31 protein-coding genes and 1 pseudogene are annotated in these 22,897 nt (G+C 52.6%); 25 read left to right on the top strand and 7 right to left on the bottom strand.

Annotated features, from left to right (window positions below; genetic code table 11):
- The first annotated feature begins 10 nt into the window (after positions 1-10).
- The 5 genes from DLM_RS04590 (at position 11) to DLM_RS04580 (ending at position 3,922) form a co-directional block, all read left to right on the top strand.
- On the top strand, positions 11-2,101 hold the full coding sequence (locus tag DLM_RS04590) for a peptidoglycan DD-metalloendopeptidase family protein (protein ID WP_119313198.1): 2,091 nt from the start codon (positions 11-13) through the stop codon (positions 2,099-2,101).
- A complete protein-coding gene (locus DLM_RS04585; RefSeq protein WP_089084358.1) occupies positions 2,101-2,673 on the top strand; it encodes a hypothetical protein in 573 nt (190 codons plus the stop codon). Before DLM_RS04590 ends, DLM_RS04585 begins: the two co-directional genes overlap by 1 nt.
- Before the next feature lie 251 nt (positions 2,674-2,924).
- A complete protein-coding gene (locus DLM_RS22945; protein WP_145985767.1) occupies positions 2,925-3,212 on the top strand; it encodes a hypothetical protein in 288 nt (95 codons plus the stop codon).
- On the top strand, positions 3,209-3,379 hold the full coding sequence (locus tag DLM_RS23270) for a hypothetical protein (protein WP_167467030.1): 171 nt from the start codon (positions 3,209-3,211) through the stop codon (positions 3,377-3,379). Before DLM_RS22945 ends, DLM_RS23270 begins: the two co-directional genes overlap by 4 nt.
- Positions 3,380-3,463: 84 nt before the next feature.
- Complete coding sequence (locus DLM_RS04580) at positions 3,464-3,922, top strand: hypothetical protein (protein WP_089084357.1); 459 nt, start codon at positions 3,464-3,466, stop codon at positions 3,920-3,922.
- Positions 3,923-4,256: 334 nt separating this feature from the next.
- On the opposite strand, the gene DLM_RS04575 is transcribed toward DLM_RS04580, so the two are convergent.
- A complete protein-coding gene (locus DLM_RS04575; protein WP_089084356.1) occupies positions 4,257-5,123 on the bottom strand; it encodes an SgcJ/EcaC family oxidoreductase in 867 nt (288 codons plus the stop codon).
- A 358-nt stretch (positions 5,124-5,481) separates the two neighbouring features.
- Here DLM_RS04575 and DLM_RS04570 point away from each other — a divergent pair, with 358 nt between their 5' ends.
- The gene (locus DLM_RS04570) at positions 5,482-6,762 is read left to right on the top strand and encodes a HipA domain-containing protein (protein WP_089084355.1); all 1,281 of its coding nucleotides are present in this window, start codon (positions 5,482-5,484) and stop codon (positions 6,760-6,762) included.
- Between the two features lie 63 nt (positions 6,763-6,825).
- Here DLM_RS04570 and DLM_RS04565 read toward each other — a convergent pair whose 3' ends face one another.
- The gene (locus tag DLM_RS04565) at positions 6,826-7,224 is read right to left on the bottom strand and encodes a hypothetical protein (RefSeq protein WP_089084354.1); all 399 of its coding nucleotides are present in this window, start codon (positions 7,222-7,224) and stop codon (positions 6,826-6,828) included.
- A gap of 335 nt (positions 7,225-7,559) precedes the next feature.
- Positions 7,560-8,228: a S24 family peptidase gene (locus DLM_RS04560; protein ID WP_089084362.1), complete on the bottom strand. Its 669-nt coding sequence runs from the start codon at positions 8,226-8,228 to the stop codon at positions 7,560-7,562.
- A gap of 244 nt (positions 8,229-8,472) precedes the next feature.
- On the opposite strand from DLM_RS04560, the gene DLM_RS04555 reads away from it, so the two are divergent.
- From DLM_RS04555 to DLM_RS04490, 15 genes and pseudogenes are all read left to right on the top strand, one after another.
- Positions 8,473-8,790, top strand: a complete 318-nt coding sequence (locus tag DLM_RS04555) for a helix-turn-helix domain-containing protein (protein WP_089084353.1) — start codon at positions 8,473-8,475, stop codon at positions 8,788-8,790.
- 61 nt (positions 8,791-8,851) lie between these two features.
- Positions 8,852-9,328, top strand: a complete 477-nt coding sequence (locus DLM_RS04550) for a hypothetical protein (RefSeq protein ID WP_089084352.1) — start codon at positions 8,852-8,854, stop codon at positions 9,326-9,328.
- Complete coding sequence (locus DLM_RS04545) at positions 9,325-10,827, top strand: DNA-binding protein (RefSeq protein ID WP_089084351.1); 1,503 nt, start codon at positions 9,325-9,327, stop codon at positions 10,825-10,827. Before DLM_RS04550 ends, DLM_RS04545 begins: the two co-directional genes overlap by 4 nt.
- Before the next feature lie 3 nt (positions 10,828-10,830).
- Positions 10,831-10,905, top strand: a pseudogene (locus DLM_RS23985) (Mu transposase C-terminal domain-containing protein); the annotation flags it as partial.
- A 3-nt stretch (positions 10,906-10,908) separates the two neighbouring features.
- Positions 10,909-11,436 (top strand): Mu transposase C-terminal domain-containing protein, encoded by a 528-nt coding sequence (locus DLM_RS04540; protein ID WP_231960051.1) that lies wholly within the window; start codon positions 10,909-10,911, stop codon positions 11,434-11,436.
- Positions 11,437-11,460: 24 nt separating this feature from the next.
- Positions 11,461-12,174, top strand: coding sequence for an AAA family ATPase (locus DLM_RS04535; RefSeq protein WP_331852737.1), 714 nt, complete (start codon positions 11,461-11,463; stop codon positions 12,172-12,174).
- Positions 12,175-12,176: 2 nt separating this feature from the next.
- Complete coding sequence (locus DLM_RS04530) at positions 12,177-12,806, top strand: hypothetical protein (protein WP_089084348.1); 630 nt, start codon at positions 12,177-12,179, stop codon at positions 12,804-12,806.
- Positions 12,796-13,110 (top strand): hypothetical protein, encoded by a 315-nt coding sequence (locus tag DLM_RS04525; protein WP_089084347.1) that lies wholly within the window; start codon positions 12,796-12,798, stop codon positions 13,108-13,110. The genes DLM_RS04530 and DLM_RS04525 overlap by 11 nt, the downstream gene beginning before the upstream one ends.
- 1 nt (position 13,111) lies before the next feature.
- Positions 13,112-13,426, top strand: a complete 315-nt coding sequence (locus DLM_RS04520) for a hypothetical protein (protein ID WP_089084346.1) — start codon at positions 13,112-13,114, stop codon at positions 13,424-13,426.
- A 20-nt stretch (positions 13,427-13,446) separates the two neighbouring features.
- Positions 13,447-13,719 carry a helix-turn-helix domain-containing protein gene (locus tag DLM_RS04515; RefSeq protein ID WP_089084345.1) on the top strand — a complete coding sequence of 91 codons (273 nt, stop codon included), beginning with the start codon at positions 13,447-13,449 and terminating at the stop codon, positions 13,717-13,719.
- The gene (locus DLM_RS04510) at positions 13,703-14,020 is read left to right on the top strand and encodes a hypothetical protein (RefSeq protein WP_089084344.1); all 318 of its coding nucleotides are present in this window, start codon (positions 13,703-13,705) and stop codon (positions 14,018-14,020) included. The genes DLM_RS04515 and DLM_RS04510 overlap by 17 nt, the downstream gene beginning before the upstream one ends.
- The gene (locus DLM_RS04505; RefSeq protein ID WP_089084343.1) at positions 14,020-14,649 is read left to right on the top strand and encodes a DUF3164 family protein; all 630 of its coding nucleotides are present in this window, start codon (positions 14,020-14,022) and stop codon (positions 14,647-14,649) included. The genes DLM_RS04510 and DLM_RS04505 overlap by 1 nt, the downstream gene beginning before the upstream one ends.
- A gap of 49 nt (positions 14,650-14,698) precedes the next feature.
- Entirely contained in the window at positions 14,699-14,974 is a 276-nt protein-coding gene (locus DLM_RS04500) for an HU family DNA-binding protein (RefSeq protein WP_089084342.1), read from the top strand.
- Positions 14,975-15,128: 154 nt separating this feature from the next.
- A complete protein-coding gene (locus DLM_RS04495; RefSeq protein WP_089084341.1) occupies positions 15,129-15,545 on the top strand; it encodes a gp16 family protein in 417 nt (138 codons plus the stop codon).
- Positions 15,542-16,003 (top strand): Mor transcription activator family protein, encoded by a 462-nt coding sequence (locus DLM_RS04490; protein WP_089084340.1) that lies wholly within the window; start codon positions 15,542-15,544, stop codon positions 16,001-16,003. Before DLM_RS04495 ends, DLM_RS04490 begins: the two co-directional genes overlap by 4 nt.
- 150 nt (positions 16,004-16,153) lie before the next feature.
- Here DLM_RS04490 and DLM_RS22940 read toward each other — a convergent pair whose 3' ends face one another.
- The 4 genes from DLM_RS22940 to DLM_RS22935 form a co-directional block, all read right to left on the bottom strand.
- Entirely contained in the window at positions 16,154-16,582 is a 429-nt protein-coding gene (locus DLM_RS22940) for a hypothetical protein (RefSeq protein WP_145985766.1), read from the bottom strand.
- A 60-nt stretch (positions 16,583-16,642) separates the two neighbouring features.
- Positions 16,643-17,848, bottom strand: coding sequence for an ion channel (locus DLM_RS04485; protein WP_089084339.1), 1,206 nt, complete (start codon positions 17,846-17,848; stop codon positions 16,643-16,645).
- Positions 17,849-18,901: 1,053 nt separating this feature from the next.
- Positions 18,902-20,059: a hypothetical protein gene (locus DLM_RS04480; RefSeq protein ID WP_089084338.1), complete on the bottom strand. Its 1,158-nt coding sequence runs from the start codon at positions 20,057-20,059 to the stop codon at positions 18,902-18,904.
- A gap of 51 nt (positions 20,060-20,110) precedes the next feature.
- Positions 20,111-20,491, bottom strand: coding sequence for a hypothetical protein (locus DLM_RS22935; protein WP_145985765.1), 381 nt, complete (start codon positions 20,489-20,491; stop codon positions 20,111-20,113).
- 654 nt (positions 20,492-21,145) lie between these two features.
- Between DLM_RS22935 and DLM_RS04475 the strand changes: the two genes are divergently transcribed.
- The 4 genes from DLM_RS04475 (at position 21,146) to DLM_RS04460 (ending at position 22,877) form a co-directional block, all read left to right on the top strand.
- Positions 21,146-21,667, top strand: a complete 522-nt coding sequence (locus tag DLM_RS04475) for an N-acetylmuramoyl-L-alanine amidase (RefSeq protein ID WP_089084337.1) — start codon at positions 21,146-21,148, stop codon at positions 21,665-21,667.
- Between the two features lie 165 nt (positions 21,668-21,832).
- Positions 21,833-22,075: a hypothetical protein gene (locus DLM_RS04470; RefSeq protein ID WP_089084336.1), complete on the top strand. Its 243-nt coding sequence runs from the start codon at positions 21,833-21,835 to the stop codon at positions 22,073-22,075.
- Entirely contained in the window at positions 22,072-22,680 is a 609-nt protein-coding gene (locus DLM_RS04465; protein WP_089084335.1) for a hypothetical protein, read from the top strand. The genes DLM_RS04470 and DLM_RS04465 overlap by 4 nt, the downstream gene beginning before the upstream one ends.
- Entirely contained in the window at positions 22,677-22,877 is a 201-nt protein-coding gene (locus DLM_RS04460) for a hypothetical protein (protein ID WP_089084334.1), read from the top strand. Before DLM_RS04465 ends, DLM_RS04460 begins: the two co-directional genes overlap by 4 nt.
- Positions 22,878-22,897: the final 20 nt, after the last annotated feature.

Below are 22,897 nucleotides of genomic sequence, written 5' to 3'. Positions count from 1 at the left end.
GGATATCAGCATGATCATCAGTCCCCCGATTCTTAAAACGCCCCAAGGCACGGCCACAGATGAACAGTGGCTGGCCGGTTTGATGCCCTTTAGCTCTCGCGGAGGCTTTCCTATCGCCAGCCGTATGGCCTGGCATGGTGGCCAACATATCGAGCATACCGACACAGGTGCGCATGGCGAGCCGGTTCGCGCAATTGCCGATGGCGTGGTGGTATACAAGCGAGACCCATCTCCTGATGCGGATAAGAAGCCTTTGGCCTATCAGGGCGAGACCGACAATGGCTGTGTGGTGATCAAGCACAGCACAGAAATTGGCGAGGGAACAGACGGCCAGATCGAGTACTACTCGATTTATATGCATCTCAAACAGGTCTTCGTCAAAAAGAAGCAGCCGGTATATCGCAAAGATAGCTTGGGCAGCGTAGGCAGCTGCAACGGCAACAATGCCATCCATCTGGAAATCATCTGCGACGATGCCAACCTGAAAAAAATCGTCGGTAGAAGCTCGGGCACGCTGGATATCAGCAAGGATGGCCGGGACAAGATCGTCTATGGCGATATGCATTTCTATCTACCGCCAGGCACACTATTTTTTGCTTCTATTGCATCGCCGCAAGCTCCCGCAGGCAGTGGCGCTGTCGTTCATACCTCCACTGTCCCTCTGTTTGTGACGATGCGTTTTGAACGCGGGAAATGCCTGCTCACCACTCGGCAAGAAGATACTCAACAACAGGGTGTATTCGTTGAGGTCGGCGCAGCACTAGCAGATAGCGACGACAAGTATGAGTACAGTCTTTACAGCAAAGCGACCGCTCTGGGAGATGCTTTTCATATTGCACCAAGTGCGGCTTACGAGTTGCTGCGATTTGGCCGGGTCATCAATACCGAAAATGAAACCGCTATCCCTGCTGGCTCAGTCCCACATTGGCACAAGGTCAATTACCCAGGCGGCCAAGGCTGGGTAAATCTGAATGCGGTAGGCATCAAGAAATTCAGCGATGCCGATTTCCCCCATTGGCTTGGCTGGACCTTGATTGACGATGACCCCACACCGGATAGCCAATGCAACTCCCCCATGCTTGAGAAATGGCTTACGGGGAATAGTGGAAAAAAGTTGGATAAAGGCGTGTTAGCAACTGCACTGACCGATGCAAAAGTCCAGTCACGACTTTCACGAACAATTTGTAAATTTCCGACTGAGCGGGAAAAATCCACAATTGATACTCGATATGCTTGGCTAAAAAGTAAAAGTGAGGTATTGGACGAATCGATGAATGAGAAGAAATATGCCGAATTCAAGGCGCATGTTGAATCTTTATCATTTTGGGAAGAGGCTGGACTGAAGATTCCTAGTGCTCATTGGCATTTTCACCCTAGAGTATTTGTTGAGCAGTTTAGGCGATGTAACTGGATCGATAAGAATGAATTAAAGAGAATATATCCTGATGATATTCAGAAGAAAGATAAAGGAAAAGTTCAGGTTGCTCAAAATGGATTGAGTGACGCTGTGCGAGAAAAGTATAGAAAAGATATTTGCATTGCAATCAGAAAGCATTTAATTAATAAAACTGGCTTGCGGATGGTAAATTTCTTTGCTCAAGGAGCAGAGGAGTCGAGGACGCTCACATGGATGAATGAGGCACGATCTGAAGAGTCATGCAATCGTCTTTATGGTGGAATTCTGGGAAATGATCTTCCTGGCGATGGATACAAGTATAGAGGCAGGGGTATTAAGCAACTTACAGGGAAGGCTAACTACGCAGGTTATTGGGTTTATCGTGGAAAAATCAAGAGAAGTTCATTTGACTCCGCATGGTGGTCTAAAAAAAATGCTAGAAGGCCTGAAATCTTTAATCCTGATTTTTTAATCAATAACACTTATGCAACAATAGATGCAGGGGCATGGCATTGGGAGGCTGGACCAAGAAGAGGAGAGCCAAGGAAAGAGAGTACGATTAATAAAATTATCGATAGTTTTCAAGGTGATCTAAATGCCTTGGCAAGAGCGGTTTGTAGGGAAATAAATGGTGGGGATATGGGTTTGGAGAATAGGCAATACCACACTCTTAGAATTGCAAAAATATTAACGGACTCAATTTAATGAGTAAAATTACATTGGTGTTACTTTTTTTAGTATTTTCTCATCTAAGCGATATGTCACTAGCAGAGTCAATTAAACTAAAGGAACAGATCAAGAAAATAGATAGAGGTCTATACCGGGGTGTGGATTTTAATGAAGGCCCGGGGGAGATTGATATTGATTTATCTTTAGCAAAGCCCAGAGATGGGTATAGCTCAGAATCCATAAGTATTTGCACTTCCGCTGAGAAGTGTGCTGAAAGTAATTGGGATCTAGTTGGGGAGAGGAATTACTTCGTTGAGCCATACTATACTGAAATGAATAGCTTTGAGTTGGATGGGATTGATGTTTATACGGCATTTGGACCATGTCAAATAAGTGATGAGAAGTGGGGAATTTCTATGGCTGGGAAATGCTTCACAATAATGGGAAGGAAAAAAAATAAGAAGTTTTTTTATAACTCTTATTTGGGCCGGGCGTCAGGATGTAGGCCGGATAGTAAATGCTGGCAGAAATCTGCTAAGCGAAGGATAGAATTTATTTCGAATTTCTTGAAGGTGTCTGAGATGGAAATATTTGAGCAAAGTAAGTAATATTATAGTCAGGTCTCCATAATTGAACGGATTTAACGTGAAGAATCTTAGCAGACTGCTAATATTACTTGCGACTGAGTAAGTACGGCATGTTTTTATTGGGAGTTAACTGGGGTTAATAAGTCTGCAAGTAAAGGCATTGCCAGATATGATTGTGATACAGTTACTGCATTGGTAAATAAATACACAGATTTATATGCTAAAAGATTTGAGCATGCGGTGCGTATATATGAGAGGGTTGGAGACAAGGTGTGAAGAAATTTTTTATAATGATAGGGATGTGTATTTCACAGCTTGGCTATTCTCAAGAATGTCCTAAGATAATTAGGAATAAAGTTGGGGGTGGTGAGTTTAATGTAAGAGTAAATGAAGCCCAATATTATCTAAGACTCAGATCTGATCCTGTGAATGGAGGCTGGACTGCAAACAATAGATATATTGTTTTCTTTGGTCTTGACCAGCGAGCATCCCCACAAAATCCACAAATTTCATTTCTAACTGTATTTGAACTTTCTCAAAAATTTAAGAAACCATTATGACAAAGATTTTTGGAAGTGGAATTAAGTCTGCATATTTTATAGAGGGCGGGAAAGTGTATGTTTCAGAAATAGCTGAATATGAAGTTGATGTAAAAACGAGGAAAATAAAAGAGCTTTCTGAAATTCCGGCAGAGCAATTATGCCCAATAGAAGTTCGCCAAAGTTAAATAGTTGTAGAATAATTTATTGGTAATGAGTAGTTTTCTACTCTACAAGGGCTGTAAAAATAATTAACAGATGGTTTGGATTAAATGAAATTTTTTTTATTCCTCTTGTCGATGTACTCGTTGTCGTCTCTGGCAGGTATTGTTAAAACTGAAGCGTCTGGTGAAATAACTAAAAATGAGAGGGCATATAGGAAAAAATACATTAACCTAAATGGGGATTATGCTAAGGGAGAAATTTTTTCAGCGGCCACTTGGAGCTTAAATGGGAGAGATACGGTTTTGCTCTTCTTGCAGTTTCATGGACAGTGTCGTGTTGTTGAATTTTCTACTCCCGAGCGCAATGCCACCAATGGGATCTTGCTGGATAGCCCGTGGTGTAAATATAAATCAAACCCCATTGTCGAAGAGCGCGGTGATGAGAGTATAATTAAGTATGCGGTAAGAATAAAGAGTGACACCTCGGCAGAGGAAATTAGATTAAATAATAAAACGGGCGACATTTGCTCAAACTCGTTCGGAAATACCGAAATGCAGTGCGAATGACATGTGACTACCCGGGCAATGAAAAACCGCCGAGCAAAGCTCGGCGGTGGTAGTTGCGCATCACTATGATGCGACAGTGGCCAGTTGGCCGTTAGTCATGCTTTGTACTGGTCTGTACCGGTTCAATAGGCGATTAAGATAAGACTGCTCTTTGTGTGAAAGCAGTCAATGTCGGGCAGAATCTGAACTCCTGCTTTGGCCGACCAGCCGCCGGTGAGTCTGCTAGGTAGACGGCGGTTCGGCCAGAGCTGCCATCCCCCCATCTAAGCAATGGCTGCTTCTGTATCAGAAAGCAGCCATTCTGGAGTCGACTGAGTTTGGGGGCGATCAACTTTCAATGACGAATGACATTTAAACTCTCACCGTCCTGTGGTGGCTCGTAATATTGGGTAATCCGGTCAAAGGTGGCATCGTCAACGGTGAATGGGTGGGTGCCGGACTGGTTGCGCAGGTGCAAGCGCTCCTTGCAGACTGGATCTGGAACATCCAGGAGATGTAGAGCGTGAGCTACTCCGGCTCGAGTACAAATCGACATAGCCCATTGCCGGGATGCAACGGTATTAGCCGGCACGTCCAGTACGACTGAAAGACCGGTACTCAGCAGCTCTGCCACGTGTTCTCCCAACACATTCTTTAGCTGTCCAGAACAGCGCACATAGTCGGCCACTTCCTTGATGGCATCCGGATACAGCCTGGCTAGCCACTCATCCTCGCTAATCAGCACGGTTTTGGGTTCTTTGACTAGTTGTCGTGCCAAGGTTGATTTTCCAGAGCCAATTTTGCCGCACAGCAGATGCAGGGTGGGTGGCGTCTCAAGCAGACTGGTGCCGTAGGAGTTATCGATGGCACAGCGCCATACACCTGCTGGATTCCGGCGGAACACATAAGTGGCGAACCGGGTAGCCTGCCAAGGCTGTCCAGCATCACCTTCCGCCTGTAACTCGGTACGGGCCAGTACTAGAGCGGTATCACCACCCGCGACGACTTGCATGTCTGCCTGACTGACTCGTAGGGTGTGATTGAAGTAATTGGCGATAGCTGGAAAGGCTGCGCGAATCTGTTCCTTACCTTGCGCGAACATACCGGGCTGGATCACGAGCACTGCGTCGCTGGCGTAAAACGCCATCAGTTCGTCAAAGTCTTCCTGGTTGATTGCCTGGTCGGCGGCTGCGATGATTTCTTTCAGTTCCTGCTGTGGCATGGATTTGCTCCTGGTCTGTAGCGTGATAACCAGTCAGACGGAAACAAAAAACCCGCCTGCTGGGGCGGGTTGCTTGGACTGAACCGTGACGCGTACTAACCCACCATTCCGGGAATGGTAGTAATAATTGCATTTATGCATTGATCATTACGTGTCATGCGGTTCATTCTGTAGACAAGCAGAGAGGATGTCAACCAGTGGAACTGGGATGCGAGCATGTCCGAAAATCTGTGTAAACCAGTCATTGCCTAGCAAGCCGAGGAAGGACCGCTAAGGCCGACTTACTACCATTTGTTTTGATGCCAGCAGTCATGCAAGCACTGACCTTGGTACACTCATCCACCAAGGAGAGTGAGCCATGCAGTTGCAAATCGAGAAGTACATAGACGGGGTGTGGTGGCTTGCAGCGACGTTGCACATCGACCAGCCGGCCAAGGGGCTGGCGTCGAGCTGTACGCTGGAGTACATGCCTGACTATGTTCTTGAGCATCTCAACCGCAGTGACGAAGCCAGTCTAGATTTCCGGCACCCTCTTTCCTTCAACCACTATCGCTGTGATGGGTGGCCTGCTTTTTTCCTGGACTTGTTGCCAAGCGGCTATGGCCGGAATGCCCTACTGACGTTGCTGAATGGCAGTGCCCGCGATGGTGCGCAGTACGACGCCAGCGTGCTGATGCATGGGGCGAGTCAGCCGCCTGGCTGCATGCGTATTCGCGAGGCGCATCGGTATTTGGCTGGTGCGATGCCTCAAGGCTTTGGGCGCTGGTCTGCGGCTGAACTCGCGGAGGTCGGCACCAGGTTCGAGTCCCTGCTGCAAGCGCATGGTGTCTTGCATGGCGTCACCTGCATGCTGGGGCAAGCACCGAAGCTATGGATGAGCCGCGCCAGGAATGGCCGGTTTTATCCGGATGCCTGTCTGGCCCAAGACGATAGCGTTGAGCGCTTTCTGGTCAAATTTCCACGCAATCGCGAAGAGCAGGTTTTGCTGCAGCATGAATTTGTCTGGCTGAAACTGGCCAAGACTGCGGGGCTGGACGTACATGGCCAGCCTTTCATGCTGGGCAGCCCGCTATTCATCCCGCGTTTCGATTGCGCCTTGGTGCTGGGTCAGTGGCAGCATCATCACCTGATGAGCATGTACACCCTGCAGAATGTACTGCAGCATGGGCTGAAACTGTTTCATGAGGACGTACTGACGAACTGGCAGGCCCATGCCGAGCCGGACGAATTCCTGCGGCAAGTGGCTGAATACTTGCGTCGGGATGTGCTTTCCTATTGCCTCAAGGCCGAAGACAATCACGGGCGTAATACAGCCTTTCTGAAACATGGCAGCCGTTTGCAGCTCAGTCCGCTGTTCGACTTCTCTCCGATGTTCCTGACGCGTGACCCGCCGACCCGGCTGACTAGCTGGCGTAGCTTCCCGATGGGGCTGCATCAGCAATGGCCGCAGTTGTTTGACGCAATCCTGCCCACGCTGCTGGGCGAGGCGGCATGCCACACCCTGCGTGCGTCCATGCGTGACTGGTGCTCCACACTAGCCGAGGTGCAGCAACAGTTCGAGACGCTGATGCTGGACGAGCGTACCGATGCTTGCCGCGCTCGTTTCGCCACGGCATTGGCAGCGCTGAACTCGCTGTAAGCACGGAGGGCATCACATCAGGATTCAGCATGGGCACCGCCCTGCTCCATCCGAAGTCTCCTCTTACGGCTTGTCCGCCCGAATGAACTCCACCTCCGGGAAGGTGATGCGCGACAGGATTTCCAGCTTCTTGTCGACCGGCAGCTCTCCACGGTATTTCTTCACCACCGCCGAGGCTTCCTGATTCACCTGGCCGTTCTGAATGGTCTCGATGCTGGTGATATTGCTGGCATGACCGGTGATGGTTTCGGCACTGACCACGCCCAGCACCATGGCTCGGTGCAGGAAGGTGGAGCGGAAGGCATGCATGCCGACGATACGCGCATTCGGCGTTTCGTCGCGCAGCCCGATTTCCTGCAGGAATTCGGTGAACCATTTCATTGCCTTGGGCGAGGCGCGGCCAGCGGCGGTCGGGAAGGCCTGGAACAGCAAGGTGTCACCACGTTTCTTGGCTGCTGCCACATAGTCGAGGAAGCCCAGCTCAATCAGTTTGGGATGGATGGGCAGCTTGCGCTTGGAGCCACCGGTTTTGACCGATTTGTCGATGCGGGCATCACCTTCGGATTCTGTGGTGTGGTGAGGTTAATTGCACAGACAGAAAACCGGTGGGACTACCTGGGATGATGTGGGAAAAGGTGCGCCAGGCAAGCATCTCAGCAATCAAACCGCTTTACGCCACACCCCGTTAAAGACTTGCAAAAGAAAACCGCGAACCAAGCTATAAACAGCAGGTTTCGCGGTTTTTTTTGCATTTGATGCTGGAGGAAAAATCACATCAACAGTTACTTGAGCCCTACTTAGATCTGCCTGCCAAACCAGACAACACGGCCAACCACGGCAAAGTCACCTTCAGGCTTGCTGGGGTCAACCTCAAAGGGCATATAAGCCTCATTGGCACTCAAGATAGCCAGGCGGCCACCAGGTAGCTTCTGCACGCGCTTCACCAATAAATCACCATCTACACGCAGAACGTAAAGACCACTTGTTGGGGACGTATCTGCATGGTTGATAAGAATTACGTCCTTATTGTTCAGCACGCCCTCCATCGAATCTCCCTTCACCGACAGGACAGACAGATCCTTCGGGTCAATTCTCAGGTAGTTATCTATCCAATAGCGACGGAAAGACATTGAGAACATGGGGGACTCGCCTGCGACAGCCGCACCATGACCGGCAGCAGCTTTCAGGTTATACCGTGGAATGAAGACGAACTCTTCCAAGTCCACCGGATTACCCAAAGTATCAAGACAGGAGCATGGCTCTTTACCTACAGGGTGACCAAGCGGTGAAGCACTGACCAACATACCCCCTCGCCCTGCGGCAAGCCATTCGATTCGCACACCGGCAGCATCGGCCAGCTTCACCAGGTTTGACCTTGACGGGTCAGCCTCTCCCTTTCTCCATCTAGACAACGTCGCAAGCGTCACACCCGCCTTCCGAGCAGCCTCTGAAGGACCACCTGCCATTTCAATCGCCTTCGTGATTCGAAGGGGGAAGTCATCGTAAAGGTTATCCATGTCGATCTTTTACGCAGATATCAGAATTTCTTTCGCCGTAAAAGTAACAATGCAAGTATCTGATAAGTATGAAATTTTTATCAAACTAGATACTGATGCACGATAAACTTAACTTTTACGATCAATTGAATCTTGTTTGATTGATCTTTTACGATTAACATGTGTTCACCTAATCACCGCGAGAGATTAAGTAATGAGCACATCGTCAACCCCAAAAAAAACCGCCGAGGATTGGCACAGGGCGGATATCGTCGCAGCCGTTCGCAAGGCCGGATGGTCTCTACGGAAACTATCTATCAAGGCTGAACTTAGCCCTGGCGCATTGAACAATGCGTTGGATAGATCTTGGCCGAAAGCAGAAAGAATCATCGCCGCTGCTATCGGTGTCGAGCCGGAAACCATCTGGCCGAGCCGCTACGCTCGGCGCCATTTTAAGCCAGTTTTCCCATCCGTTCCCCTTTCATCTGCAAATACTCCGGCAGCACCCCGCCGGGTTGTTGCTGCTGAGTGAATGGTAGAGAGCAATGCAGCCTGCTGCCAGCTCCACGATTCTATATAAGGGGAATTTAACAATGCGAAATCGTAAGGGTCATTCAATTCCTTCGAGTCTGGATGATGCGATTCAATGCCAGCTTGCAACCGCTGAAAAATTGGGGCTAGTACCCAAGCGCATGGCCGACCTGATGGGCGTCGACGTCAAGACCTACTACCGCTGGATGGCTGACTCATCCATGCCGCTGAATCGTTTACGCCAGTTCGAGACATTCTGCCAAGCATCCTATATCAGTGAGTACCTCTGCACGGCTCATGGTGGTCGCGTTGTTATCACCATTCCAACCGGTAAGAAGGCCAAAGCCAGTGATCTGGGTGAAATGCAGGCTAATTTCGGGCGCGTAGTTATGTTGCTTGAGCAGTTTTATCGCGACCAATCCGACCTGACAGAAACTATCGAAGCCCTCACCTGCGCACTCTCGCAGGTCGCCTACCATCGTGAAAACGTGATCAAGAACGGCAATCCTGAGCTGGAACTGTTTGGAGTTCAGGAATGAGCCAGGCAGAACTAAAGACCCATTACAGCGCGGCAGAACTCGCCGCAATGAAATTGCCGAGCATACCAGGAGCAGTCAAAAACATCATCGCCAAGGCATCCCGTGAGTTATGGGCCTGCCGAAAGCGGGAAGGCAAAGGCGGTGGCCTTGAGTATGAATTGATGAGTCTCCCGCCAGAAACCATCGCATCAATCAAAGACCGCCTGGTCAAATCGATCATTGCAGCCCCGGTCGTCGCATTACCGACCCCACCTGCCACCACCCAGCAACTGGAACTGGCGCTGACCAGCCGCCAGCAGACGATTGAAGGTGCGCGCAAGGGCCTACTGGTTGCGATCGAGCGCCTGATGGCTGGCTGCGGCGTCACCCGTGAAGCCGCTATTCACACCCTGCTGACCCAGGCCAAGGCCGGAACGCTGGACCCGCACCTGGAGAGAATGCTGCGCGCTGCCCATGATGGTCGTGGCCGCAAGGGTGACAGCCCCTACCCCTCGGTGCGCAGCATCAAGGGTTGGCGTGCACTGGAAAAACAAGGCCATCTGGCACCCAGAACTGCCATGACAGCGGTGCTGGAAATCCCGGCCTGGGCCAAATCATTTCTGACTTACTGGCAGCTTCCTTCCAAACCCAGTGTCTCGCATGCCTATGAGCAGTTTGCACGGGACTGGACCGATAGCCCGGAAATGCTGCCCTCCATTCACCAGGTGCGCCGCTTCATCGGCAAGCTGGGAGCGGTCTCGCGGGAAACCGGCCGGATCGGCCCGCGTGAGATGAAAAACATCAAGCCTTTTGTGCGCCGGGACATCGCGCAGCTGCAGCCGAATGACGTATGGACCGCTGACGGCCACACCTTCGATGCAGAGGTGCAGCATCCGATGCATGGCCGGCCTTTCCGCCCGGAAATCACCGCCATTATCGACATTGCCACCCGTCGCATCATCGGCTGGAGCGTGGGCCTGGCCGAATCAGGACTGGCGGTGCTGGATGCCATCACCCATGCAGTGACCCGTGAGGGCGTGATGGCGATCTTCTATGTCGACAATGGCTCCGGCTACAAAAACGACATGCTGCGCAATGAGTCGACCGGCGTAATGGGGCGACTCGGGGCCGACATGCGTTTTGCCCGCCCCTACAACTCACAAGCCAAGGGCGCTGTAGAGCGGCTGCACCAGTCGGTATTCGTGCGCGCCGCCCGCGAACTGCAGAGCTATATCGGTGCCGACATGGACCGCGAGGCCAAGCTGAGCCGGTTCAAGCTCACCCGCAAGGCCATCAAGGACGGGGGGCAGAGCAAGCTGATCAGCTGGCCGCACTTCATCGACTTCATCAACCAGCGCATTGCCGACTACAACGCTCGGCCCCATCGCAGCCTGAATGGCATCAGCCCGGACATGAAGCTGGCCGAGTTTGTTGCCCTGGGCTGGGAGCCAACCCGCCTGCGCCCAGGTGAAGAGGCCTATCTGTTCCGGCCCCAGGTCGAGCGCAGCATCAGCCGCTGAGAAATCGCGCTGTTTGGTAACCGCTACTTCAGCCGGGCACTGGAAGAGTTTCACGGCGAGCGCCTGCGTATCGGCTACGACGTGAACGATGCCAGCCGGGTCTGGGTATATGCCGACGATGGCAGGCTGATTTGCACCGCTGAGTGGAATGCCAACGTCCGCAGCTTCTTCCCTGTTTCCGTGATTGAACAGGCGCGAGACCGTCGTGCGGCAGGCCGGATCAATCGCCTGCAAGCACACCTGGACGAGGTACAAGCAGAGCGTCGTGGCCAGCCGGCCATTGAGGCTCAGCAGGAGATCGTGATTCCAGGGGTGATCAGCGGCACGCGTGAGCAGCTGGCAGAAGCCGCCGCCCAGGCCCGCATCCAGCGGCAACCCATTGCAGCGAAGAGCGTGCCGTCCCCTACCCTGCGACTGGTTGATGTCGCGCCGACACCCGCGCCCAGCAACGTGCTGAGCCTGCCGGATACCCCGGACGCCCGTTACCGCTACTTCTGCACCCTGCGCGACCGTCACCAGCGCGGCGAACCCTTGGGTGAGCGTGAGCTGGACTGGCTGCTGAACAAATATGTCCGTACCAACGAATACCGAACCCTCAGCCAGCGCTGAGCCATGAAAAACAGGAGCCTGAACGTGAATCGCATTGCACCGATTGCCAACCTTGATCTTGTCAGCATTGCCATGAGCAAGCTGATCAACCGCCAGGACGGCTTGCCCGGCCTGGGGGTGTACTACGGTCCCAGCGGCTACGGCAAAACCACCACCATCGTGGCGGTAGCCAATGAGACCCGCGCCTATTACGTGCAGATGCGCAGTGCCTGGGGCAAGAAAGCCCTGCTGGAAAAAATCGCCTTTGAAATGGGCCTGCACTCCGCCTCCACCGTGTCAGCCAATCTGGATCTGATCTGCGAACAAATGTCGACCAGCCAGCGCCCGCTGATTCTGGATGAGGCCGACCACGCGGCCTCCCGCCCCGGCATGGTGGAGCTGCTGCGCGACATCTACGAAGGCAGCCAGGCTCCGCTGATGCTGGTGGGGGAAGAAATGCTGCCCAGCAAGCTGAAGAAGTTTGAGCGCTTCCATGGCCGGGTGCTGGCCTGGGTACCGGCACAGCCGGTGACGCTGGATGACGCCCACCAGTTGAAGGGCATCTACAGCCCGGATGTCACCATCGCAGATGACCTGCTCGCCCATGTGGTCGAGATTGCCCACGGCTCGGTACGTCGGCTGTGCGTGAACCTGGTGAACATTCAGGAGCACGCCATGCTGCACGGTCTGGATACCATCGACCGCGCAAGCTGGGGTAGCCAAGCACTGTATACCGGCGATGCGCCGAGGAGGGTTTGACCATGCCGGCAACCAAGCAGAGACGGCGTAGCGCCCATCTGGAAATGGTGGGGGGTAAGGGGGGACGTCAGCGACTCTGGGAGGCCATCCGCAAGCTGCGCACGGACTTCAACATGATCGACCTGGCCGCCAAGGCAGGCACCGACATTGATACTGCCAAGACCTACCTGCAGGCACTGGAAAAAGCAGGCCATATCGAGGTGGTTCAAGAGAACCATGGCCACACCGACAAGCGCTGGAATCTGCTGCGGGATAACGGGCTGGAAGCACCACGCCTGACACGGGATGGCAAGCCGGTCATCCAGGGACGGGCCCGTGAGGCTATGTGGCGGACCATGCGTATCGTCCGTGACTTCACCTTTCACGAACTGGCGGCACTGGCCAGCTCGACAGAAGTCACGGTTGCGCCCACGACTGCCAAAGACTATCTCAAGCACCTGTTGAATGCTGGCTACCTGATTGTGATCAACAAGGGAAACAGCAAGGGAAATGGCCACAAAGCCAGCCGCTTCCGCTTCAACCCGGCGCGCAATACCGGTCCGCGCCCGCCGATGATCCAGCGCACCAAGGCGGTCTACGACCCGAACCTGGGTCAGGTCGTCTGGCAAGAGGAGCCTGACCATGACTGCTGACTGGCTGGACATCCTGCGCGCTGCCGTGGCCGAGCGTGGCCAGAAGCCGGTGGCCGCCGAGCTGGGCTATTCGCGCAGCACCATCAGTCTGGTGTTGGCCGGCAAGTACGCAGGCAGGACCGAGGCTGTCGAGAAGCAGGTCCGGGCCGTCCTCGCAGTAGTGACCTGCCCTTTCAACAATCAGCCCATGACCATGGCCGACTGCCGCACCTTCAGCAGTAGCCGGCCACCGACGCACCACCCGTTGAAACTGACGCACTGGCGGACCTGCCGCTCGTGCAAGCACTGCAGCAAAGGAGAGTGACATGCAAACCAGTACTGCCCCGCAGCGCCCTGTAACAGCCTTCCTGCCCATCAACACCCTGATGCTGCAGGCGATCAAGAAGGTGGAACAGGTTATTCACGAGTTGGGCCGGCGCGGCTTTGCCGTGGCCAGCATCGACATGAGCAGCCCGGCCTACCCGACTGTCCGCATCCAGACCAGCGCCCGCTGCGTGCAGCTGATCGAATCGGGCCAGGCCGCCTACTTCAGCTTTGGTCAGGGCCAGATTGGCCGCTACCGCGAAGGCCAGTTTCGCCTGGATGGTTGCCGGGTGGTCTGGACTGAAAACGCAAATTAACCCACGCCCAGGAGAACGACATGAGCGAACAAACCGTAAACCGTGACTACCGTGTCATGCGCAAAAAGATGGGACTCAATCAGTCCCAGTTCTGGGGAGCCGTGAAGGTGACCCAATCCGGTGGCTCCCGCTACGAAAGCGGCCGGCAGGCCCCGGCCCAGGTGGATGAGCTGGTCCGCTTGCGCCACGAGCTGGACATCGACACGGCACTGATCACCACCGAAAACGCGGCCCTGATCCGGGCCGTTCTGGAAACCGGCATCAAGGTAGTGGGAGATGGCCACATCGCCTGAACTGGATGCGGCCACCAAGGCCCTGCTGGCCAGGAAGGTAGAACGCCTGGTGGGCATGGGCATGGACCGCAAGGCAGCGCGGCGGGTGGTGTGGGATGACTACCAGGCCGAACAAGCCGCCCTCGCCGCCCTTCCCCCGGCATCCGTGATGACCACAGGCGCAGAAGCACCGGCAGCAACACCAGCCGACAGCCGCTTCTGGAATGCCAGGGACGAGCCGGAGCTGACGCCAGACTGGCTGGACAGGAATCGCCAGCAGCTGGCGCGGGTGAAACAACTGATTGGAGCAAGGAGCAAGTAATGCAAAACAGCACCCCCATTCCGGAGGGCTACTGGCAGGACGCCAAGGGCTGCCTGGTACCGGAAAACATGATCAAGCCCATCGACAAGGAAAGAGACCAGCTGGTGCAGGATCTGGTACGCCAGGCCCGCACCGTGTCCGCCACCCTCGCCCGCTTCAAGGCGGCGGCATTTGGTGACATCGAAGCCTTCATTGATCTGTCGGCCGAGCAGTACCAGGCACAGATCGGCGGCAAGAAAGGGAACCTCACCCTGTACAGCTTTGATGGCCGCTACCGCATCCAGCGGGCCAATCAGGATCGCATCACCTTCGACGAGCGCCTGCAGGCAGCCCGTGTGCTGATTGATGAGTGTCTGACCGACTGGACCGAAGGTGCCCGGCCGGAGCTGCAAGCCATCGTCAACCAGGCTTTTGCAGCGGACAAGGAAGGCAAGATCAACACCGGTCGCGTACTGGCGCTGCGCCGCATGGACATTCACGACCCACGCTGGCAACGCGCCATGACCGCCATCAGCGAAGCCGTCCAGATTGTCGGCAGCAAGGCCTACATCCGGGTCTACGAGCGGGTTGGCAATACCGACCAATACCAGCCCATCGCCCTGGATATCGCCAGCGTCGGACTGCAGTAGAACACCCGTCATTTACACCGTTTTTTAACGTCACACCAAGGAGTACAGCATGAACAAGGCAGAACTGATCACCACCCTCGCCGCCAAGACCGATGCCACCAAGGCCGACACCCTGCGCTTTGTCGACGCCCTGGAGCAGACCATCCGTGAGGAGCTGCAACGCGGCGGCGAAATTCCGCTGGCCATCACCGGCAAGTTCAAGGTCAAGACCACCGCCGAGCGCACCGGCCGCAACCCCAAGACAGGTGAATCGCTGGTGATTCCGGCCAAGCGCAAGGTCACCTTCACCCCGGCCAAGGCGTTGAAGGACGCCATCAGTCACTAGAACCCGGTGTCGAGCCTGTTAACGCAGGCTCCGCAACGTGTTTTAACCCGCAATGCAGCCGTGACCGGCCAGCCCCGACCAACACACTGGGGTGCCGTCCTCTGATAAAGCCGGCAGGCCGGTCACGCATGCACTGCGCACCAAGGAGAACCCCATGACAGACCGACGCAAGGCGATGATCTCCAAGATCCACATTGCCCGGCAGCAGCTGCAGATGGCAGATGACAGCTATCGCTCCCTGCTGGCACGTCTGGCAGATGGCAAGACCAGCAGCACCACCCTCACCCTCGCCCAGCTGGACCTGGTCCTGGCCGAGTTCAAGCGGCTGGGCTTTGTGCAAAAACCGGCGCGAAAACATGGTCGCCGGCCCAAGCCGGTCGACAGCCGTGAAACCCTGATCGCCAAGATCGAAGCCCAGCTCAGCAGCGCTGGCCGGCCATGGGACTACGCCCACAGCCTGGCCAAGCGTATGTACCGGGTGGAGAAACTGGAATGGTTGAATAACGAACAGCTGCAAGGCGTGATGGTCGCCCTGGTCTACGACGCCAAACGCCACGGGAGACCGGCATGAACCGCAACGACCACGAAATGGCCATGGCCCGTGCCCTGCACCTGGTCCCGGAAAACGTCCGCACCATCATCGACCTGATCGGGCTGAGTGCCACCATCAAACTGGTGGAAGCCTATGGCGGCACCCACTTCCCGGTGCCCAAGACCGTGCGCCAGGAAGGGCAATATTTTGCGGCGCTATCAGAGGCGGTAGGCGTTGAACCGGCTGCCATGCTGGTGAAGCATTATGGCAACACCCGCCTCTATGTGGCCAAGTGCGCTAGGGCCATCCGCGCCCTGCGTGATGCCAGCATCCGGGCCGACTACGACGCCCACTGCCTGGAGCTAGGCCACAACGCCACCGTCAACAACGTGCTGGTGCCGAAATACCGGCTATGTGACCGCAGGATAGAGGAGATTCTTGAAAAGGATGATGACTTGGTGCCACTGAGTGGCACTGGGCAAGGCTCACTGTTCTGAAGTAAAAATGGCCCCGATGGGGCCATTTTTACTTCTACTACATCAGCGAACAACTCAAATTCGGCCAAAACAGCCAAATGTGACCCGAATTTCGAAGGCCTGCTTATTGCTTAAAACAGCCATCGATGTATCTAAAAATTTCGCGACGATTTATCTTGCATTTTTGCGGCTAGGCTTTGCTCGGCTCTTTAATTCAATGCAATTAATCTCATGCACTCTCCGCTCTCTAAAGTAATAAGTGGCCGTTATTAATACAGAAAGAATTGCAGAAAAAAAGCTGAAATAATAATAGCCTTTGATGTACGAAAAAAATGCGGCGAAGCTTAAAAATGAGCTATGCACCAGTGCATCAAGTATCCACGATAGGTGTTTGTTCTTCGTTTTTCGCCATACCCATTTTATTGTTCTGGCAATAGGATTTCTGCTTACTTTCTTTTTTACATTTTTATTCTGGTATATAAATGGCAAATAACCAAATGCAGCAAAGGCAGCATAGACCAGAAAACCTAACCATACTGACTCCCACAAAATCTCTCTTGCAGATTGGATATCCAACTCAGTAATCTCCATAATTTTCACCAATTAAATCCATCAAATCATCTAAGAATTTAATGCATTTAACGTTGAAGAAAAAATGTATCAGTAACGTCCAGAAACCTTGTGCCCAATAAGGAATGCGAACGAGCCTAGGCTGATATAGCCAAGAATCACTTCGATAATCACAGCTAGCTGCCCCCACCCTGGCACAGGCGACATATCTCCATATCCAAGAGTTACGAATGTAACGACACTGAAGTAGAAGGCCGAAAGGAACGTACAGTCCAGATTCTTTATGAGACTGATGTTCGCATGGTAGTAAGCTGCGAATAGCAGATTCAGCAGCAAGACTTGCATGCCCAAAACTGTAAGAGATGTCCAAACTTTGCTGAAAATGACCGATATGGAGAACATCACTCTTTCGCCCATTGGGAGCATCTTGAAGTCACGGAATTTGCTAAAAACGTACTCGTACCATTGAACATAGTTCTTAACAGAGGAGTTCCGTAGACCAGACAGACCAGAAGTGTCGTTAAAAAGGAAAACTGTGTGCTTCCTCCTCACTATAGCGCCAGACTCTGAGAAGCCATTCTTAGAAAACCAGCATTTTAACAAAGCCCATAGTAAGTAGAAGTAGCTAATTTCCTGAAATGTCAACTTATCAGGAATGCTAACGTCATTCATGGTAACGGCATTAAGGAATGCCCCGGAAATATCTGCTCCAGACATTCCACTATTCGAGAAGCGTACTTGCCCAAGTCGGGCGTCCCTCAGGGAAGAAAAGTTAAGGCTTGAGTTTTCAAAGGCAACACGCCCAATTTGCGAGTCATCCAGGTTTGCATAGGTCAGTACGACATTACGGACGGTGCAGTTATTTATCTTTACTCCCTGCAAGTCAATACCGGACAAATTCACATGCGGATAAATCTTGGAATTAGCATAGAGCTCTTGAAACTTAGCAATGGTATATTGCTCGCCATTCAGCTCGAAGGAAAATCCAGAGAAATCTAAGATAAAAGTCGACATTGAGTCAAAAAAAGTTCCAGCCTCAAATGCCTCATTTATAACTTTTCTATTATTCTCCTGTTGTAACTGTATAAACTCCCGTACTGCTCTCTGAACTTCTATACCTATTGGGGTTTTCCATCGAATTTGATCCTCAAAACGTTGAAAGTCGGTTGGGCTGAATCGTTTGTTGATCTCAGTCGCAACCTTTTCCCTATGGGCAAACCAAAATTCGCCAGCGTTTTCGCTAGCCCCCATACCGATACCGGTAAGAATTTCGAAAACTGCGTCAGGTAAATACATTGGTATCTGCTCCTTGGCATGTGCAGTTCACTCATTTTGCCTGTTTTTCGCCTATCATGCCATTTAGATGTAAGTGACATTCACCCATCAATTAGCCAGCATCTAACTCACATTCCCCGTTGCAGGAAACTAACGTCCAGTGCTGGTAACAGATAAACGGCCGGTATATGCCAAGAATAGATACTCATAGTAGATAGGATGGCAGACCGCTTTGGCCGAACTTGAGACCTTGACTGCATATCTGGACAATGGCCATAACTGACTTAAAGCTGCCAAGAGCTGCCAAGAGCTGCCTCAACGGCAGCTTACGACCCAAAGCGGTCTAGTTACTACGTCTGGGAAGACGTTACTCGTTAAGCCCAGATATTCACAGGTTAAGCGTAACGTCATTCGGCGTAAACAAATGCAACCCGATTGATTAACGGCATAAGCACGATGATCCCATGCCCGGTATAGGCATACCAACTACCCTGTGCAGAGACCGCACGGTTGATCTCGCTTACAACCTCAGCTTTGATTGGAATGCCAAAGCCATACCGATTTAAGTAATTGTCAAGTAAAGGCCCTGGTTCTGTACGTGAAGCCCCTTCCCCCTCAAACCACTCGCGATGACCATGCAAGGGAGTTGCCTCCCATGTCAGTTCAGGTACCAAGTCGCTTGGATTTTTGTGGGACATATGCGAAGGAAGCTCATACAAGATGACTCCCGTCTCATTTCCTCCGGGGCCAAAACCCCAAGAGTTAGTCTCGGAGTACAGAACTTTTTGCACTTCTAGCTGCGGAGGAAGCAGAGATAAGCGATTTGGTGTTCCGAGAAACCACACTGCAGCCGAGAACGCTACGCAAAGAAGCAAACATGATAGTAGGCAACCCAGCGTTCGACGTTTCATATGCATGCTGAGTAGAAAAATTTCCATCTGACTGTTCTTGTCCTATAGCATCCCTGCATCAATGTCTTTCTACGACCCGTAGCGGCCGGTCAGACTTTTGGAAAGTGGACGCTCCAACGTTGGACTTAAGCGGCACCGGCACGGTGTCCGCTTGAAGGACTTGTTAGTCTAGAGTTATGTGGTTGATTATTGAATCAAGGGATTGTGCTAGGCGCTGAAAAATCGCCATGTAAATTTCTTCGTTATGCCGATTCTCTGCACATATATTCATGCGATTATAAATAGAGTCCATTTTTTCTTCTATAGTCCCCTCTGACTGAAGATGGCACATTACTATCCGATAGTCATAGAGAACAAAAAATGGACACATTAGTTCGTCGCTGTTTTCCAATAAAAAAACACTGGACAGTAGGGTACTGAAAAGCTTTAACCCTTTAAGACCTTTGACATCAGCGCTGGGTGCCTTTTCAAGAATTATCTCTTTTATGCTCTTCTCGCAGAGAGCCTCTACGAATATTCTATTGAGTGATTCAACAACAGGGGCGACGTGCCTATTTTCCCAGAAAACAGGTTTTTGAAGGTCCGCTATTGTTCTCGATATTTCGCCCTCAAGCTTGAATAACTTATAGCCAAATTTATTTTCAAACAGATCAGATAGCTTTTCTCTGGCCTGAAAAACTTTGCTTTCAAGCGCGCTTTCAGCCCATTCGACACATATCTGCGCATCATAGAATTCAGAATGTATCTCGAATTCTGGCTCTATGTTTTCAGAAACCAAGTAATATTTTTCCTTGTCAGGCAGACTGTCGATATCGCCAAGCCACATCAATATGCTTTTGTTTCTATTGATGCCAAATGAAATATGCCATTCATCTTTGCAAGACAAATTACCGTAAGTGGATGATAGGATTTTTATATCATAGTCAGGATGTTGGGTGTACTTATTAAGCACGTCCATGTTGAAATAGACCGGAACAAGGAAGCCGTCATTCTGCGATCCTATTAGGCCTGGTATAAAGTAATATTCCAAAGCGGAGTATTTGAAAGGCAAGTTATTGCAGTATGAAAATCTTTTTGATTTAAGACTATCCGGTGGGGAAATCGTAATCTTGCTCAGCCCCTTGGTTTTTGCTCCGTCTACGACATTTTTCAAAATGACTCTTGCGCACTGAGGAAGGTAAAGCTCATTTGTTTCCTCATTTTTCAAATGCGGTATGCCTTCAAGGGATATTTGTATGCCTTCGAACTCAAACTGATACACATTGGTTGTAAAATGCAGTTTTGTGCCGTTTTCGCAAAAATACTCATCTGTTGTTTTCAATTTATTTTCCAAAAGCTAATTGGATGACCCCTCACGACAGAATGGTTAGGCCTATATGCTCGCAGCGATTTGAGAAAAAGCCTCTCCTGAAACATTTCTTTGAAACACGACCGCCACATCGTCAGGTTTGATAGTTTTATAGCTAAGGCATGTTGCGCCTTGGTATACAAGTTTGTAGCCGCCGTGATCGGCATGGTTGTCGACCTGATACACACCTTCAGCCTTGATGGGAAAGAATAGTTCTTTGGGACGTGAACTTTTTTCTGAGCTGGTCTTGGTGTGCCATGTGACAACTGTGCTATTTACGCGAGCCTTTGAAGATGCGGACGAGCAGGAATAGACGATAGGTTGGGTTTGTGACTTGAGACAATTGAGTATCCAGCCTCTTTCAGCACTGTGCTTTCCCCACATGCTGTCATTCTTTGTTGCCATATGCGCTCCAAAAGTGAAAAGAAAAGGCCTAACGTTTGACGTGAGGGGCCGCCGTAGCGGCGAAGCCACGAAGGGTGGTTAGGGTGCACAACGTGTAAGGACATGTCTGATCGCTATTTTATACGCAAACAGATGTGCCAGTTCGACACTTACTGGATCTCCAGCGTTTGGTAGTGGGTATAGCGGATTATTCAATGCTGCAATTTGGTTAATTTTCCCTTGCTTCCAGGTTTACCCATTGTGAGTTATACACCGCGTACGGCGTAATCCTACCTCAATCCCAAAGAGTAGGGCGCACTGAGCGTAGCGAACTGCGCCGAATGACAAATGGATCGACTCACAAAAATCGTGTATTACTGGGGCAAAATCAAACCATCCAGTGCAATGCGCTTCGCTTATTTTCACCCTACAACGACCGCTTTCGGCGTGGAATCACCACCGGTCGCACTTGGCCGAAATCGGACGGTCTCTAATGACTACCAACCTATCATGCCTTGCCATGATAATACTCATATGGCATTCCACAGGAAAGGCTTAGCTGGCTACCAATCTCAGATATCACTTATCGCCCCTAGCTGTACCGAACCCCTTCCCAATCTGCCCCCGTCCTGACTTTCCCTACGATTTGCCTCATGTCTCCCATGAGGAAATATCGTGTCCCGCACCATCAACCTGATTGTCATTCACTGCGCCGCCAGCCCCAACGGCAAGGTGCTTGGCGCTACATCCAGGACGGCCGCAGCCGTCATTGACCAGTGGCATGCTCAGCGCGGTTTTCACCGCCAGCCGGCTGCTATTGCCGCTTACAACCCCGACCTCAAGGCCATCGGCTACCACTTCGTCCTGGACGTGGATGGCAGCAAGTCCACCGGCCGCGCCCTGGATGAAATCGGCGCGCATGTGGCTGGCCACAATGCCAACTCCATCGGTATCTGCATGGTGGGTACGGATCAGTACAGCACCGCGCAATGGGGTGCGCTGGCCAGCCTGGTGAAGGCTCTGCTGGCCAAGTATCCGGGAGTGCCGGTGGTTGGCCACCGTGATTTGTCACCAGACAAGAATGGTGATGGCACTGTGGAGCCCAGCGAGTGGACCAAGACTTGCCCCGGCTTCTTCGTTGCCAACTGGCTGGCTGCCGGCATGAAGCCGCAAGCCAAGAACATCCTGGCCAGCTAATGCACCGGCCGCTCATTTACCTGTTGCTGCATGCCCTGGCAGCCCACCATCGTCCGTTATCCCGGTGGCGGGTGACTGGTAGCCAGTCCGCACCGGTAGGCCATCGTGGCCCAAGCGGTGTGGCCAAGGTCAAGCGTGCTGCAGCCAAGCGAAGGAACCGCCGTCGTGCAACTTGCTGACATCCTCACCAACCCGGTTACCCAGCGCCTGTCGCAGAGCAAGTTCTGCATCGCGGTCGCCTTGGTGGCAACCACCTTTGCCCTGGTCTGGGAGGTGGTGCATGGCCGCGCCACGGAATGGCTGTATGGGCTTTATCTGGCCGCATGGGTAACCCATGCCCAGGCCAGCAAGCGGGCCGCCATTGCCCGTGATGCCTTACCTGCTCCGGCGGCAGGAGACGCGCCATGAACCTGACCATCCCTCTCATCCCGACCTGGGTAAAGGCCGTGGCCATCGGGGCCGGCCTGGCCTTCATCGCCTACAAGGTGCATCAGCACGGTGTCGAGTCGGGTGCCGCTGCCCAGCACAGGGCAGATGAGACCGTGCGTATCGGTCTGGTGGCTGACTACGAAAAGCAGTTGGGTAAGTTCAAAGACCAGTGGGCCGCTGAGCTGGCCACAGCCCTGCGCGACAAGCAGACCCTGGAGCAGCAGGCCAACCAGATCGGTGCAGCCCTGCTGGAGACGCGCGCCCAGCTGGCCAGAACTCAGCAGCAACTGAAACAGGAGATTCCCCATGTCGTACAAGCTGATGGCCCTCGCTGGACTGGTATTGGCCCTGCAGGGCTGCGTCTCTACGCCCAAAACCTCGGATACCCCGTCGCCAGTGGTGGTCCGGGTCTGCCCGGAGCCTACCCCGGAGATGCTGCAAAAGCCGACCAAGCCGGCAGCGCCGGAGCCGGGCTATCACCCACAGACCTTCTGACGCATTCGGCGGATTACGGCCAGTGGTGCCAGAAGCTGGAGCAGCAGCTGGATGCCTTCATCACCCTGCATACCAAGGACGCACCATGACCGATCTGACCATCCAAAACGAGCAAGGCCAGTTGATGGAGTCCCTGGAAATCAAGGGCGCAGCGCTGGCGGCTGTCGTCGGCCAGATCGCTCGACTCGGGGGTGATGCGGAGTGTGCAAAAGAGGCTGCAAAGCGTCTGTCCGAAGCACTGTACTGGGCTGACCGGGCAATGGGGGCCTTTGATGGATCCGTTTGATCGTGCCCAGAAGCTGGAGC

The sequence above is a fragment of the Aquitalea magnusonii genome (assembly GCF_002217795.2).
GTDB classification, from domain to species: Bacteria; Pseudomonadota; Gammaproteobacteria; order Burkholderiales; family Chromobacteriaceae; genus Aquitalea; species Aquitalea magnusonii_B.
The sequence above is the reverse complement of the archived record's forward strand: the minus strand, read 5'-3'. Positions and strand labels throughout refer to the sequence as shown.